We start from the raw sequence: 14,536 nt of genomic DNA, 5'->3' as shown, positions 1-14,536 counted from the left end.
CCATCGACATGCGAGGAAACCATGAAACGTGCTCGAACCCCATCCCCCACCCCCACCCCCACCCCCACCCCAGCCGCGGCGGTCCATGTGCTCGACGCCGACGCGACGCAGCGCATCGACCTGGCCGCCGCGCAGCTGGAGCGCGCGGGGCTGACGCTGGCGCCCAGCACGGCGCGGCTGCAAGACCCTTGGGGCTTGACGCGCCACCTCACGCCGTGCCGGCTGCGCAAGCCGCCGCTGCCCGCCGACGAGGACGAGGCCCCGGCCGCGTCGCGCCGCGCCCCCACCACAGGCGCCCCCACCACAGGCGCCCCCACCACAGACGCCGCCCTGGGCTGCCCGCCGGGCGTGCCGCCTGGGGGCGCCTGGATCGAGCCGGCGCCCGTGTTCGAGCGCGCCGCCGACGTGGCCGCCGCGCTGTGGCTGGTCATCGAGGGCTGGTGGCGGCAGGCCGCCCCGGCGGCCACGTCGGTCGAGCCACCCGCCCCAGGGCAGGCCGACGCTGGGGCGCAGGTGCCGCTGCCGTACGACGACCAATCGCCCCCGCTGCGCTTTGACGACGTGATGCTGATGGGCCGCGCCGAATGGCCGCTGCGCGACCTGGTGCATTGCATGGGCTTGGGCGAGACGGGCTCGGGCAAGACGTACTCGTATCTGCTGCCCGTGCTCAAGGCCGCCCTGGCCTACACTTGCGATGGCCTGGCTTCCAGCGTGCTGGTCATCGACCCCAAGCGCGAGCTGCTGCCCGAGGTGCAGGCGCGCATGGCGCAGATCGGGCGGCATGGGCAATGCGTGGTGCTGGGGCAGGCCCAGGCGCAGCAGCCGCCGGGCCGTCTGCGCCTGTTCGGTGGCGCGATGCAGCACCTGTCGCTGCGCGACCGCTATCACAAGGTGTGCGAGCTCCTGCCCTTGGCGCAGACCGGCTCCGACGAGAGCAGCCGCTGGCTGCAAAAGGGGCACGAATTGAATCTGGCGCTGCTGCACATCGACGAGCTGACGCGCCGCCGCCTCGGGCGCAGCCTGCTGTGCGAGCTGCACCGCGTGCTGGGCACGGGCTGCCAGCCGCGCAGCCAGTGGCAGGCGCTGGACCAGCTCTACGTCTGGGTCAGCGGCATGCCGCAGCTGCGCATGGTCAATGCCTTCTTGCAGCTGCTGACCGATCGCCTCTTGGCCGGGCAATTCGTGCCCAACCCGTTGGCGCGGTTTCCCAGCATGGGCTCCGGCCCCAATTCCGACGCCTACAACCAGTGGATGTACGAGTCGCGCATGGCGCGCATGATCACCGCGCTGGCTGGGGCCCCGGAGGTGGTGGAGGCCATTGACCTGGACCTTTGGCCGTGGCCCGATGACGCCGCCCTGACCTGGGAGACGGTGCTGGAGCAGGGGTGGGTGGTGGTCTATCAGCCGCAAAACACCCATGCCGCCAACTTCTGCGCCCGCGCGTTGAAAGCGGCGTATTTCCGCGCCTGCATGAGCCGCGCCTGCATGCGCCGCCCGGTGTTTTACGTGGTCGATGAGTTCCAGCGCTTCATCACCCTGGATGGCGACAGCGCGGAAGCGAGCTTTCTGGACCGCTGCCGCGCCTACCGGGTGACTTGCGTCATGGCCACCCAGAGCCATGCCAGCCTGCTGCATGTGATCCAGAACAAGGCGGCGCTGGATTGCCTGCTGCTGAACATTCCTACGGTGCTGGTGTTTCGCACCCGCGACCCCCACGCCCGCGGGCAGCTCGAAGGCACGTTCGCGCCGCCACGGCGCGACATGCCCCACGTGTTGGCGGTGCGCCCCATCGAGCGCCTGGAGACCGGGGAGTACTACTACGCCAGCCCGAGGCGGCACGGGCGCTACCGGGCGCGGTGGGGCGCGGCTGCCCAGGCGCCAGCGCGGCAGCCGGCCTGAGCGCCAAGCGCGACGAAGAGAACCCTCACAGTCATTCAAAAGGAGCGTGAATCATGATGACGATGCCAAACCTGTGGATGGATGCCGCCCGGGCGGCGACGCCGGGCACGGGCCTGCCCGCCACCGTCGGCCAGCCCGCGCCCGAGGTGCGCGTGACGGCGCAACCCCTGCCGCAGCAGGCGCTGGTGTGGTACCACGGCCCCATCACCGAAGAAGGGGCTGACGAATTGCAGCAGGTGGCGCAGACCTGCCTGGACTACTACCACTACGACCAGCTCGATCTGGGCTGGACGTCGCCCGGCGGCAGCGTGGTGGGCATGCGCCGCATCATGGGCAGCATGCAGGCGTGGCGGCGGCGCGGGGTACGGGTGCGCACCCAGGCCCATCGCATGGCGTGCAGCGCCGCGGCGGTGCTGCTGTCGCTGGGCGACTGGGGCCGGCGCTCGGCCCAGCCCCATGCGGAGCTGCTCTACCACCGCGTGGGCGTGCTCACCCGCGACTGGCAGCGCGTGACCGAAGCCGACGCCTGGCGCATGCGCACCCAGCTCAAGCGGCTGGACGAGGACATGGTGCAGACCTTGCTGGGGCACGCCCTGTCGCACGTGGGCGCCGAGGGCTTGCAGCGCACCGTGCAGCGCCGCACCGACTGGCTGCGCGCCCACTGGGCCGACGTGCGGCAGCGCTGCGTGCAGGCCGGCGGGCTGATCGACGCCCACGCGGGCCTGCCGGCCTGGCTCAAGCGGCCCGCGCCCAGGCGCTCCGACAAGACGTGGCTGGCCGCCTACGAGCACGGCCTGCAAGGCCTGCTCGCGGCCGATCAGGCCATCTCGCCGCTGCAAGCCTGGTGCTGGGCGCTCATCGACGAGGTGGAGCAGGTCGTCCACGGCGACGAGGCCCTGGCCTGACGGCGAGCGAGGCGGCGCTAGGGTTGGCCTTTAGGCAATACTACGTATGCCGTTACGTAGTATCGTATGGCTTTTCCATCACCATTGGACAGGAGCGTGCGAGCATGAACAAGGTGTACCCCAGCGCGGCCGAAGCCCTCAAGGGCGTGGTGGCCGACGGGCAACTCATCGCCGTGGGCGGTTTTGGCCTGTGCGGCATTCCTGAGGCGCTCATCGACGCGCTGCGCGACAGCGGCGTCAAGGACCTCACCGTCATCTCCAACAACGCCGGCGTGGACGGCTTCGGCCTGGGCAAGCTGCTGGAGACGCGCCAGATCAAGAAGATGATCTCCAGCTACGTGGGCGAGAACAAAGAGTTCGAGCGCCAGTACCTGGCTGGCGAGCTGGAGCTGGAGTTCACCCCGCAGGGCACGCTGGCCGAGAAGCTGCGCGCCGGCGGCGCGGGCATCCCGGCGTTCTTCACCAAGACGGGCGTGGGCACCATCGTGGCCGAGGGCAAGGAGCACCGCGAGTTCAACGGCGAGACCTACATCATGGAGCACGCCCTGTTCCCGGACGTGGCGCTCATCAAGGCCGACGTGGCCGACCTCTCGGGCAACCTGCGCTTTCACCTGACGGCGCGCAACTTCAACCCGGCCGCCGCCACGGCAGGCAAGATCTGCATCGTGGAGGTGGAGCGCGTGGTGGCCACCGGCGACATCGCCCCCGACGACGTGCACCTGCCCGGCATCTATGTGCACCGCATCGTGCACAACCCCACGCCTGAGAAACGCATCGAAAAGCGCACCACGCGCGAGCGCAAAGTTTGATCGAGGAGTACGGAACATGCCTTGGACCCAAGACCAGATGGCCGCGCGCGCGGCCCAAGAACTGCAGGACGGCTTCTACGTCAACCTGGGCATCGGCATCCCGACGCTGGTGGCCAACCACGTGCCCGACCACATCGAGGTCTGGCTGCAGAGCGAAAACGGCATGCTGGGCATCGGCCCCTTCCCTTATGAGGACGAGGTGGACCCCGACCTGATCAACGCCGGCAAGCAGACCGTCACCACCATCAAGGGCTCGTCCATCTTCGGCTCGGACCAGTCGTTTGCCATGATCCGCGGCGGCAAGATCAACCTGTCCATCCTGGGCGCGATGCAGGTCACGCACAAGGGCGACCTGGCCAACTGGATGATCCCGGGCAAGATGGTCAAGGGCATGGGCGGCGCGATGGACCTGGTGGCCGGTGTGAAGCGCGTGATCGTGCTGATGGAGCACGTCGCGCGCAAGAAGGACGGGACCGAGGACCTGAAGATCCTGCCCGAGTGCACGCTGCCGCTGACCGGCAAGGGCGTGGTGGACCGCATCATCACCGACCTGGGCGTGATGGACGTTACGCCCGAGGGGCTCAAGCTGGTGGAGCTGGCCCCCGGCGTGACGCGCGAGTTCATCCAGAGCAAGACGGGCGTGCCGCTGCTCTGAAAAGGCCCCTCAGGCCGTGGCCGGGTCCTGGGGCTCGGCCGCGGCGGCAGGCAGCCACGGCCGCAGGGCTTGACGCACCTGCGGGTCTTGCAGGGCCGCGCTCAGGCGCGGGCCCAGCGCGGCGGCCAGGTAAGACCGCGCCAGCGCGGTGTCGATGGCGTCGTCGGCCTGCCAGTCGAAAGCCTGCCAGTCTTCGATCTGGCGCGCGGCCAGCCGCTCCCCCATGCGCAGGCACCAGTAGGCCAGGGCCTGGGCGGTGGCCTCTGGGTGGATGGCGGTGGCCGGCGTCTCCAGCCAGCCGTGCAGGCGGGCCACCGCGTCGGTCAGCGCGTCGGGCAAGGCCCAAGACTGCATCAGCAGCCGGCCGATTTCCGCCCCGCTGAGGCCCAGCGCTTCCTGTTCCAGCTGGGCGCGGGCCAAGCCATCGCCTTGCGCCCAGGCGTTGGTCTGCTCGGCCGGCAACAGGGTGAGTACCGCCAGCGGCGCCAAAGACGCCAGCACCACTTGGGTGACGGCCGCGCCCGTCTCGGCCAGCCCCAGCTTTTGCCCCACGCGGGCGCACAGCTCGCTGGCCGCGGCGGTGGCTTGCCATTGGCGGTCGAACAGGGGGCGCAGCCCGTCCGGCGGGGTGGGAAAAGCGTCGCTGAGCAGGTGTTGTAGGCACAAGGCGCGGACCGTGTTGAGGCCCAGAAAGGTGATGCCCTGCCCGATGTGGACCACCGGGGTGCGCAGGCCATACAGCGGCGAGTTCACGGTGGCCAGCACCTTGGCCGCGATAGCCGGCTCGCTGAGCACCACGTCGGCCAGCTGGCTGGAGGTGGCTTTTTGCAGAAACGCCGGCGAGCTCAGCGCGTGCAAGGCGGGGGCCGGGCGGTGCAGGCGCTCCAGCCGTTGCATGAGCGCGTCGCGCTGCGTGGCTTGGAGGGCCGCTGCCGGCTCGCGCCGGAAGGCCGCCAGCGGCGCGGGCGCCTCCATGGGTGGCAAAGCGGGTGCCGCCCCTGACGGCGTGGGCCGGCCCGCGGGCGCCGGGCTGGCGGCGCTGGGCGCGGCGGCGGCAGGCAGGGTGGGCGGGGCAGGCTGGCGCGGCTGGTCCGACGCAGACGATGCCGATGAGCGGCCCCGGCCCAGGGCCCACCAGGCCAGCGCGGCGGCCAAGGCCACCACGGCGACGATCAGTATCCAGATCATGTGTGCGATTCCCTCTCAGTATCGACTGTAGCGCATCGCGGCAGGGCCGATGCGCGTGCCGGTCAGAACGGGGTGGGGCTGTCGAAGCGCAGCCGCTGGCCCGTCAGCGGGTGGTGCAGTTCGAGGCGGCAGGCGTGCAGCCACAGGCGGGGGCTGGCGCTGCGCCAAGGCTCGGGCGCGTACAGCTCGTCGCCCACGATCGGGTGGCCAATGGCTTGCAGGTGGACCCGCAACTGGTGCGAGCGGCCGGTCACGGGCATGAGTTCGAGCCGGCAGGCGCCGGCCAGCGGGGCTGGGCGGGGGTGGAGCCGCCAGCGGGTGTGGCTGGGCTTGCCGATGGCCGGGTCCACCTTGCTGCGGGGTCGGTTGGGCCAATCCACGATCAGGGGCAGGCGGATGTCGCTCCAGCCGTCGGCATCGGCGTCGCTGAGGGCGGGCGTGCCGGCCACCACCGCCTCGTAGCGCTTGCGCACCGTGCGCTGCGCGAACTGCCGGCTCAGGGCGCTTTGCGCCTCGGGCCCTTGCGCCATCACCACCAGGCCAGAGGTGGCCATGTCGAGGCGGTGCACCACCAGCGCGCGCGGGTACAGGGCCTGGGCCCGGGCGCTGAGGCAGTCGGCGTGCGCCGGGCCGCGCCCCGGCACCGAAAGCAGGCCGGCCGGCTTGTCCAGCACGAGCAGGGCCTCGTCGGCGTGCACCACGGTCAGGCCGCCGTGCCCCACGCTCACCACTCGGCCCCTTCCACCAGAAAGCGCACGCGGCGCTGGCCTTGCCATTCGTCGGCATCTAGCCGGAAGGCGAGCTTGACGCGGCTGGGCAGCGGCTCGGCATGGCCGAACCAGATGCCATCGACCACGTCGCCGCCGTGGCGCACCTTGAGTTGCAAATGTTTTTGGCCCACCAGCCGTTGCGAGACGATTTCCACCTCCTCGCAGAACACCGGCGGGGCGAAGCCTTGCCCCCACACCTGCTGGTGCAGGGTGTCGATCAGGTCCACGCGGCGGTATTGCGGGTCGAGCGCGCCGTCGGTTTCCAGGCGGCGCTGCAGCGTGGCGTCGTCCAGCCATTCGGCAGCGATTTGCTGAAACGCCTGATCGAAAGTGTCGAGGTGTTCTTCGGCGATGGTGCAGCCTGCCGCCGCCGCATGGCCGCCGAAGCGCAGCAGCACGCCGGGGTGGCGCTTGGCCATCAGGTCGAGCGCGTCGCGCAGGTGAAAGCCGGGGATGGAGCGGCCCGAGCCTTTGAGCTCGTGTGCTTTGCCTGGGGCCTGGCTGGCGGCAAACACGAAGGTGGGGCGGTAGAGCTTGTCTTTGAGGCGCGCGGCCACGATGCCGATGACGCCTTCGTGAAAGTCGGGATCGAACAGGCACAGCGCCGGCGGCGGGCTGTCGGCTTCGTCCCACAGGGCTTCGGCCAGTTGCATGGCTTGCTCGCGCATGTCGCCTTCCAGCGTCTTGCGCTCGCGGTTGATGGCGTCGAGCTGCTGGGCCAGTTCGGCGGCCCGCTGGGCGTCGTCGGTGCTCAGGCATTCGATGCCCAGCGTCATGTCGCGCAGGCGCCCGGCGGCATTGAGCCGCGGCCCGAGCGCGAAGCCCAGGTCGAAGCTGCTGGCCAGCAGGGGCTGGCGGCCCGCCACCTGAAACAGCGCGGCCATGCCCGGGGGCATCTGGCCGCTGCGGATGCGCTTGAGGCCCTGAGCCACCAGGCGGCGGTTGTGGGGGTCGAGCTTCACCACGTCGGCCACCGTGCCCAGCGCCACCAGCGGCAGCAGGGTGTCGATGCGTGGCTGGGTCTGGGCGGTGAACACGCCCCGGGCGCGCAACTCGGCCCGCAGGGCCAGCAGCACGTAGAACATCACGCCCACGCCAGCGATGGCTTTGCTTTCAAAGGGGCAGCCGGGCTGGTTGGGGTTGACGATGACGCAGTCTTGCGGCAGCCTGACCTGCCCGTCGATGACGGCAGGCAGGTGGTGGTCGGTCACGAGCACTTGCAGGCCGAGGGCGCGGGCGTGCGCCACGCCGTCCACGCTGGCGATACCGTTGTCCACCGTCACGAGCACGTCGGCCCCACGCGCCTGGACCCGTTCGGCAATGGCCGGGGTCAGGCCGTAGCCGTCGGTCACGCGGTCGGGCACCAGGTAGTCCACGGCCGCCCCGCCCAGCGGCGCGCCCAGCAGGCGCAGGCCGCGCAGCGCGGTGGCGCAGGCGGTGGCGCCGTCGCAGTCGTAGTCGGCCACGATGCAGATGCGCCGGCCGGCTTGCAGGGCATCGGCCAGGAGTTGGGCGGCTTCTGTGGCACCCCGCATGTGCTCCGGGGGCTGCAAGCGGGCGAGGCTGTCGTCGAGTTCGTCCGGGTGGCGCACGCCACGGGCGGCAAACAGCCGCGCCAGCAGCGGGTGGATGCCGGCTTGCTCCAGCGTCCAGACGCTGCGCGGAGGGATGTCGCGGGCAATGAGCTTCATGGGTTCAGAGCGATTGCAAGACGGTGGCCACGTTGGCTGGTCGGGCTGGTCGCCAGAGGCGGCGCAGCGTCTGGCGCCAGCGGCCCGCCAGCAGCGTGGCGTGGGTGGGGGTGGAGGGTGGCGCCCAGGTCTGCCAGTGGCTTTCGCCGCACAGGGTGATGGGGCCCGGGCGGGGGTGTCGCAGCCGCGGCGCGATGGCTTCACGGTCCAGCGTCTGCCAGGCGTCGCGCCAGGCGGCCCAGTCGCCATGCAGCGCCGGGCGGCGCAGCGCGTCGGTGAGTTGGGGCGGCGTGCCCTGCGGGGCCTCGTGGGGTTGCAGGGTGCCGCAGCCGTCGATCCACAGCCCGTTGATGGCCGGCAACCCTTGGGCGGCCCGCTCGTCGTGGACCGGGTGGGTGTAGAACAGCATTTGGGCCTCGTTGAGCAGCCGCAGCAAGGGGCGTGCGGCAGGGTGCGCGGCGCCGTCGGGCAGCCAGCCGTCGAGCCGGCGCTGAGCCACCCGGTCCAGGCTGGGCCAGGGCAGGTGGCGCAGCGGCTCGCCTTCGGCCCGCCAGCGGGTGGGCTGCTCCCACACCAGGGTCAGGCCGTCTTCGGCGGCCAGCGGCGCCAAGGCGGCCAGCAGCGCGCGCGACTGGTCCGGCGGCACGCTGGCCGGGTCCATGGCTTGCAGGCTGACCTGCTCCATGCCCACCGTCCAGTGGCACAGATGCAACCAGGCGCAAGGCCGGTCGATCACCCCGGCGTGCCACGCGGCCAGGGGCAGGAGACCGTCGGGGCGGGCGTCCCAGCCCAAGGCGGCGGCCAGCGCGTGTTCGTGCGGGGCGTTGCGGCTGTAGGCGTCGCCCCGCACGGGCCCGGGGGTGGACCATTCGGTCAGCACGGCTTGCAGCGCGGGCAGGGCCAGGCCGGCCAGCGCCTGGCGGCAGGCGTCGTCATCGGCGGCAGCGAACGGCACGATCAGCGCGCGTTCGGCAGAGAACTCGGGCATGGGCAGGGTGTTCATAGCAAGGCCAGACCGTGATTGTCGGGGATGCCACAATCCCCCCTGGCGAATTTCAAACACCATGCAGATCCCCTACGAATTCCTGCTCGGCTGGCGCTACACGCGCGCCGGCCGGGGCACGCGGCGCAACGGCTTCATTTCCTTCATCAGCGGTGTGTCCATGCTGGGCATTGCGCTGGGGGTGGCGGCCCTCATCATCGTGCTGAGTGTGATGAACGGGTTCCAGAAAGAGGTGCGCGACCGGATGCTGGGCGTGCTGTCGCACATCGAGGTGTTCGCCCCAGGCGGGCAGGCCATTCCTGATTTGGCGCAGACTTTGCGTGAGGTGCAGACGCACCCCGAAGTGCGGGGGGCGGCGCCCTTCATCGCGGCCCAGGGCTTGCTGGCGCGTGGCGAGGACATGCAGGGCGTGCTGATCCGGGGCATCGACCCGGCGCTGGAGCCACAAGTCACGGCACTGGCCGCCGAGCAGGCGCAAGCGGCGCTGGCCCGCCTGGAGCCTGGGCAGTTCGGGGTGGTGCTGGGAGTGGCGCTGGCGCGCAGCCTGGGCGTGATGCCGGGCGACCCGGTCACGCTGATCGTGCCCAGCGGGCAGCTCACGCCAGCCGGTGTGGTGCCGCGCCTGCGCCAGATGACGGTGGTGGGCTTGTTCGATTCCGGCCACTATGAATACGACTCGGCGCTGGCTTTCGTGCATCTGGAGGACGCCGCGCGCCTGTTCCGGCTCGAAGGGCCTACCGGGGTGCGGCTGAAAATCCGCGATTTGCATCAGGCGCGTGAGGTGGCGGTCGAGCTGGCGGCTTCGCTCAGCGGCGATTTGATCATCCGCGACTGGACGCGGCAGAACCGCACCTGGTTTGCCGCCGTGCAATTGGAAAAGCGCATGATGTTCATCATCCTGACGCTCATCGTGGCGGTGGCGGCGTTCAACCTGGTCTCCACCCTGGTGATGACGGTGACCGACAAGCGGGCCGACATCGCCATTTTGCGGACGCTGGGGGCCAGCCCGGGCAGCATCATGGCGGTGTTCGTGGTGCAGGGGGCGATGGTGGGCGTGATCGGGACCGGGCTGGGGCTGCTGCTGGGCCTGGGCGTGGCGTTTCACATCGACACGCTGGTGCCGGCGCTGGAGCGCCTGTTGGGGGCCAGCTTCCTGCCGCAGGACATCTACCTCATCAGCCGCATGCCCAGCGACCCGCAGCGCGGCGACATCGTCCCGATCGGCCTGATCTCGCTGGCGCTGGCTTTCGTGGCCACCCTGTATCCGAGCTGGCGGGCCAGCCGCGTCAACCCGGCGGAGGCACTGCGTTATGAGTGAAGTCACGGCACTGGCGAGCGTGGTCTTGCAGGCCACCGGGCTGGTCAAGCGCTTTCAGGAAGGCCGGCTCGATGTGACCGTGCTGCGGGGCGTGGACCTGAGCGTGCGCGCCGGCGAGACGCTGGCCATCGTCGGCGCCTCGGGCTCGGGCAAGAGCACGCTGCTGCACCTGCTGGGCGGGCTGGACGCCCCCAGCAGCGGCGAGGTGGTGCTCGCCGGCACGCGGCTGGCGGGGCTGAGCCCGGCGCGGCAGGGCGCTTTGCGCAACCGGCATCTGGGCTTTGTGTACCAGTTCCACCACCTGCTGCCCGAATTCAGCGCCCGCGACAACGTGGCCATGCCCCTGTGGATACGGCGCGAGCCGCGCGAAGCGGCGGCGCAGCAGGCTGCCGACTGGCTCGGCAAGGTGGGCCTGGCGCAGCGGCTGCACCATCGCCCGGCCGAGCTTTCCGGGGGAGAGCGCCAGCGCGTGGCCATCGCCCGGGCGCTGGTCACGCGGCCGGCCTGCGTGTTGGCCGACGAGCCGACGGGCAACCTCGACCGCGCATCGGCCGAGACGGTGTTTGCCCTCATGCTCAGCCTGGCGCGGGAGCAGGGCACCGCCTTCGTGGTGGTGACCCACGACCCCGATCTGGCCCGGCGCTGCGACCGCGTGCTGCACATGCGCGATGGCCGCTTGAGCGCCGGTTGATCCCGCCGCTTGTCAGCCTGCTGTCAGGCGTGGGCGGGTTTCAGGGTTTACACTAATCACTATATTAGCAATCAATCATATAGTTGGCGCATGACGTCCAGCACCACCCTCGGTCCCGTGCCTTCGAACGCCCTGCAGCCGGCGTTCGAGGCCGCCGCGCGCTATTTCGGGGTGCTGGGCGAGCCGACCCGACTGCACATTCTTCACACCATCTGTCAGGAAGAAAAGTGCGTCAATGACATCATCAAGGCCACGGGCATCGCCCAGGCCAACGTCTCTCGCCACCTGGGGCTGATGTACCAGGCGGGCATGTTGTCGCGGCGGCGCGAGGGCACGCAGGTGTTCTACCGTGTGGCCGACCGCGTGTTCGTGGAACTGTGTCGCAGCGTGATGGTGCAGGTCGTCTCGCGCATGGACGAGATGGCCCGCGCCCGCATGTTCGATGGCAGTTTTCACCCGATGGGCCTGGCCGGTCCCCTCGGTCCCGATCTTCCGGCCACACAGAAGGAATAAGCAAGTGTCCAGAGACCTGAGCGAAGTCATCGGGCGCGTCGTGCCAGCGCCCGAGAATCACCTGAGCCCCGAGCTGCTCGACAAGGCCCGCAAGGCCCGGCGCAGCTTCATGGGCAAAGCCTTGGCCATGGGGGCCGGGGCCGTGGCCGCCACCGCGTCGGCCACCCGCGCGCTGGCGGCCGAGGGGGAGGACGTGATCCTCAACCTGCCCGAGCACACCACCGGGCTGGGCCAGCCCGTGGCCGCCCTGGGCTATGGCCAGCCCAGCAAGTGGGAGGCCAACCTGCAGCGCCGCGAAAGCCCGGGCCTGACCCGCGTGTCGCAGGCGTCGGTGAGCTTCACGCCGCTGCAAGGCCTCTTTGGCATCATCACGCCCAGCGGCCTGCACTTCGAGCGCCATCACCAGGGCTGGTGGGACATCGATCCGTCCAAGCACCGCCTGATGGTGCATGGCGACGACGGCATGGTCAAGCGTCCGCGCGTCTTCACCATGGACGACCTGATGCGCCTGCCCAGCGTCTCGCGCATTCATTTCATCGAGTGTGGGGCCAACTCCGCGCCCGAGTGGGGCAACGTGGCGCTGCCTTCGGTGCAGTACACCCACGGCATGCTGAGCTGCTCCGAATTCACCGGCGTGCTGCTGTCCACCCTGCTGGAGATGTGCGGCATCGACAAGAAGCGCGCCAAGTATGTGCTCGCCGAAGGGGCGGATGGCTCCTCGATGACGCGCACGATTTCCATCGAACAGGCCATGGACGATGTGATCGTGGCCTGGGGCATGAACGGCGAGATGCTGCGCCCGGAAAACGGCTACCCGCTCCGTCTGGTGGTGCCGGGCGTGCAGGGGGTGAGCTGGGTCAAGTACCTGCGCCGCATCAAGGTGGGCGACATGAAGTGGGCCACCAAGGACGAGGCCATCCACTACGTCGATCTGATGCCGGACGGCACGCACCGCCAGTACACGGGCATCCAGGAGTGCAAGTCCGTCATCACCACCCCCTCGGGCGGGCAGACGCTGCTCGACCGTGGCTACTACAACGTCACCGGCCTGGCCTGGTCGGGCCGCGGCACCATCAAGCGCGTCGATGTGTCCTTCGACGGCGGGCGCAACTGGCGCACCGCGCGGCTGGAGGGCCCCATCCTGCCCAAGGCGCTGACCCGCTTCAACATCGACTGGGTGTGGGACGGCAAGCCCGCCATCCTGCAAAGCCGGGCCATCGACAGCACCGGCTATGTCCAGCCCAAGATCAACCAGCTGCGCGCCGTGCGCGGCACCCGCTCCATCTACCACCAGAACGCGATCCAGAGCTGGCTGGTGTCGGAAAACGGCGAAGTCTCCAACGTGCAGGTGTATTGATGAAAACCATGTGGCGCAAAACCCTTCAGGTGCTGGCCGTCTCGACCCTGGTCGGCGGCCTGGGCACCGGTCTGGCCCAAGCCCAGGCCAACAAGCCGTGGCACGAGATTGGCCGCGACGCCAAGCCGGCCGAGATCAAGGCCTGGAACATCGACGTGCGCCCCGACTTCAAGGGGCTGCCCAAAGGCTCGGGTTCGGTCAAGCTGGGCGAACAGGTGTGGGAGGCGCAATGCGCGTCCTGTCACGGCGTCTTTGGGGAATCCAACGAGGTGTTCACCCCCATCGTGGGCGGCACCACGAAGGAGGACATCCAGCGCGGCCGCGTCAAGAATCTGGAAGAAGGCTCCAACTACCCGCAGCGCACCACCATGATGAAGGTGGCCACCATCTCCACGCTGTGGGACTACATCAACCGCGCCATGCCGTGGAACAATCCCAAGAGCCTGAAGGTGGAAGAGGTCTATGGCGTGCTGGCCTACATCCTCAACCTGGCCGATGTGGTGCCCGAGGACTTCGTGCTCAGCGACCAGAACATCGCCGAAGTGCAGCAGCGCATGCCCAACCGCAACGGCATGGTGTTCTACGAGCCGCTGTGGCGCGTCGATGGCCGCGGTGACGTGCAGAACGTCGCCTGCATGCGCGACTGCCCGGTGCAGGTCTCCATCCGCTCGGTGCTGCCCGAGCACGCCCGGGATGCGCATGGCAACATCCGCGAGCAAAACCGCGTGATCGGTCCCGTGCGCGGCGCCGACACCACCCGCCCGCCGCCCACCGAGCCGCTGACCCAGCGCATCACCGTCGAGGCCGTGGTCGTGGCCCAGGCCGCGCCCGCCGCCAACGATCCGAAAGCGCTGCTCAACACGAACTCGTGCACCGCCTGCCACGGCATCAACAACAAAATCGTGGGCCCCGGGTTCAACGAAATCGCGGCCAAAAACAAAGACCGTGCTGGCGCTGTGGCTTATCTGATCGACAAGATCAAGAACGGTGGCCAGGGCGTGTATGGTGCGATTCCGATGCCCGCGCAGCCTCAGGTCAGTGATGCCGATGCCAAGGCCATTGCCGAGTGGATCGCCGCTGGCGCGAAGTGACGTTTTTTTCCCCAACCAGGAGTTGCAACCCCATGAACAAGACATTGTTCACCCTCGTCGGCGCCGTGACCTTCATGGCCGCCGGTGCCGCCCAGGCCAACGTCGATGGCGCCGCAGCCACTGCGCTGGCGCAGAAAAGCGCCTGCATGGCCTGCCATGCCATCGACCGGAAAATGGTGGGGCCGTCGTACAAAGACATCGCCGCCAAGTACAAAGGCATGGAGGTGGACAAGCTGGCGGCTTCGATCAAGGCCGGTGGCTCTGGCAAGTGGGGCCCCGTGCCCATGCCCGCCCAGCCGAACCTCAAAGACGAGGACGCCAAGACCCTCGCCGCCTGGATCCTCGCCGGCGCGCCCGCCAAGTGAGGCCAGTCGGCCATTTCCCTGAACGATTTCCCCGAAAGGAGAGCTTCATGAACCCAACACGCCGAACCGTACTGAAGAGCACGGGCGCGATGGCCACGCTGCTGTCGCTGGGCATTGTGACGGCCGAGCAGGCGCAGGCGGCTGGCCGCGCGGGCTTTGACGCCAAGAACCTGCAAGACGCGATCAAGGCGCTGGGCGGCAGCGTCTCGGCCAACGACCAGGTGCAGATCATTTCGCCGGACATTGCCGAAAACGGTGCCGTGGTGCCGGTGGGGGCGATC

Annotated in this window: 14 protein-coding genes and 1 pseudogene; 11 read left to right on the top strand and 4 right to left on the bottom strand. The window is 69.5% G+C overall.

The window, feature by feature from the left end:
- Positions 1–21: 21 nt before the first annotated feature.
- The 4 genes from DFR43_RS11815 to DFR43_RS11800 all read left to right on the top strand — a co-directional run bounded on the left by DFR43_RS11815 (position 22) and on the right by DFR43_RS11800 (position 4,268).
- Positions 22–1,899, top strand: coding sequence for a DEAD/DEAH box helicase (locus DFR43_RS11815; RefSeq protein WP_133598949.1), 1,878 nt, complete (start codon positions 22–24; stop codon positions 1,897–1,899).
- Positions 1,900–1,952: 53 nt separating this feature from the next.
- Positions 1,953–2,804, top strand: coding sequence for an ATP-dependent Clp protease proteolytic subunit (locus DFR43_RS11810; protein ID WP_133598947.1), 852 nt, complete (start codon positions 1,953–1,955; stop codon positions 2,802–2,804).
- A 104-nt stretch (positions 2,805–2,908) separates the two neighbouring features.
- On the top strand, positions 2,909–3,613 hold the full coding sequence (locus DFR43_RS11805; protein WP_133598945.1) for a CoA transferase subunit A: 705 nt from the start codon (positions 2,909–2,911) through the stop codon (positions 3,611–3,613).
- Between the two features lie 16 nt (positions 3,614–3,629).
- The gene (locus DFR43_RS11800) at positions 3,630–4,268 is read left to right on the top strand and encodes a CoA transferase subunit B (protein ID WP_133598943.1); all 639 of its coding nucleotides are present in this window, start codon (positions 3,630–3,632) and stop codon (positions 4,266–4,268) included.
- Between the two features lie 9 nt (positions 4,269–4,277).
- Here the strand turns inward: DFR43_RS11800 and DFR43_RS11795 are convergent, their stop codons facing one another.
- The 4 genes from DFR43_RS11795 to DFR43_RS11780 all read right to left on the bottom strand — a co-directional run bounded on the left by DFR43_RS11795 (position 4,278) and on the right by DFR43_RS11780 (position 8,920).
- Positions 4,278–5,456, bottom strand: a complete 1,179-nt coding sequence (locus DFR43_RS11795) for an HDOD domain-containing protein (protein ID WP_133598941.1) — start codon at positions 5,454–5,456, stop codon at positions 4,278–4,280.
- A 62-nt stretch (positions 5,457–5,518) separates the two neighbouring features.
- Positions 5,519–6,184: an RluA family pseudouridine synthase gene (locus DFR43_RS11790; RefSeq protein ID WP_245988915.1), complete on the bottom strand. Its 666-nt coding sequence runs from the start codon at positions 6,182–6,184 to the stop codon at positions 5,519–5,521.
- Positions 6,181–7,917 (bottom strand): single-stranded-DNA-specific exonuclease RecJ, encoded by a 1,737-nt coding sequence (gene recJ, locus DFR43_RS11785; RefSeq protein WP_133598936.1) that lies wholly within the window; start codon positions 7,915–7,917, stop codon positions 6,181–6,183. Before recJ ends, DFR43_RS11790 begins: the two co-directional genes overlap by 4 nt.
- Before the next feature lie 4 nt (positions 7,918–7,921).
- On the bottom strand, positions 7,922–8,920 hold the full coding sequence (locus tag DFR43_RS11780; protein WP_133598934.1) for a phosphoglycerate mutase: 999 nt from the start codon (positions 8,918–8,920) through the stop codon (positions 7,922–7,924).
- 61 nt (positions 8,921–8,981) lie between these two features.
- Here DFR43_RS11780 and DFR43_RS11775 point away from each other — a divergent pair, with 61 nt between their 5' ends.
- From DFR43_RS11775 to DFR43_RS11745, 7 genes and pseudogenes are all read left to right on the top strand, one after another.
- Complete coding sequence (locus DFR43_RS11775) at positions 8,982–10,238, top strand: lipoprotein-releasing ABC transporter permease subunit (RefSeq protein ID WP_133598932.1); 1,257 nt, start codon at positions 8,982–8,984, stop codon at positions 10,236–10,238.
- A complete protein-coding gene (gene lolD, locus DFR43_RS11770; RefSeq protein WP_133598930.1) occupies positions 10,231–10,929 on the top strand; it encodes a lipoprotein-releasing ABC transporter ATP-binding protein LolD in 699 nt (232 codons plus the stop codon). The genes DFR43_RS11775 and lolD overlap by 8 nt, the downstream gene beginning before the upstream one ends.
- A gap of 90 nt (positions 10,930–11,019) precedes the next feature.
- Entirely contained in the window at positions 11,020–11,442 is a 423-nt protein-coding gene (locus DFR43_RS11765; protein WP_133598928.1) for an ArsR/SmtB family transcription factor, read from the top strand.
- Positions 11,443–11,446: 4 nt separating this feature from the next.
- Positions 11,447–12,799, top strand: coding sequence for a sulfite dehydrogenase (soxC, locus tag DFR43_RS11760; protein ID WP_245988914.1), 1,353 nt, complete (start codon positions 11,447–11,449; stop codon positions 12,797–12,799).
- Positions 12,800–12,807: 8 nt separating this feature from the next.
- Complete coding sequence (locus DFR43_RS11755; protein WP_133599015.1) at positions 12,808–13,890, top strand: c-type cytochrome; 1,083 nt, start codon at positions 12,808–12,810, stop codon at positions 13,888–13,890.
- A 32-nt stretch (positions 13,891–13,922) separates the two neighbouring features.
- Complete coding sequence (locus DFR43_RS11750) at positions 13,923–14,255, top strand: c-type cytochrome (RefSeq protein ID WP_133598924.1); 333 nt, start codon at positions 13,923–13,925, stop codon at positions 14,253–14,255.
- Positions 14,256–14,302: 47 nt separating this feature from the next.
- Positions 14,303–14,536 (top strand): annotated as a pseudogene (locus tag DFR43_RS11745) (thiosulfate oxidation carrier protein SoxY); the annotation flags it as partial.

The sequence above is a fragment of the Tepidicella xavieri genome, from assembly GCF_004363315.1.
Classification (GTDB): Bacteria; Pseudomonadota; Gammaproteobacteria; order Burkholderiales; family Burkholderiaceae_C; genus Tepidicella; species Tepidicella xavieri.
This window is presented reverse-complemented; position numbering and strand designations above follow the sequence as displayed.